The 300-nt window shown below is 65.7% G+C and carries 1 protein-coding gene; it reads right to left on the bottom strand.

Annotated features, from left to right (window positions below):
- Window positions 1-300 (bottom strand): endo-1,4-beta-xylanase (locus tag QSK36_RS43255; RefSeq protein ID WP_285786463.1); only part of this gene is annotated, 300 nt, incomplete at both ends.

Raw genomic sequence — 300 nt, 5'->3', positions numbered from 1 at the left:
CGGAGCCGCCGACGTCGAGCTCGGTGATCTGCACGTCGACGCCGAGCGCGGCGAACTGGGCGATGTTCTGCTGGTAGTTCGACGGGGGGTTGCCGAAGTGCGACTGCAGGCCCACGCAGTCGATCGGTACGCCGCGCGCCTTGAAGTCCTTGACCATGTTGTAGACGCCCTGCGTCTTGGCGGCGGTGGCGTTGTCGATGTTGTAGTCGTTGTAGCACAGCTTGACGTTCGGGTCGGCGGCCCGCGCGGCGCGGAAGGCCTCCTCGATGAAGCCGTTGCCGAGCTTCTGGGTGAAGATCG

This window comes from Microbispora sp. NBRC 16548 (assembly GCF_030268985.1).
Classification (GTDB): domain Bacteria; phylum Actinomycetota; class Actinomycetes; order Streptosporangiales; family Streptosporangiaceae; genus Microbispora; species Microbispora catharanthi.
Note: the sequence above shows the minus strand (reverse complement) of the source record. Positions and strands in the feature narration are given on the sequence as shown.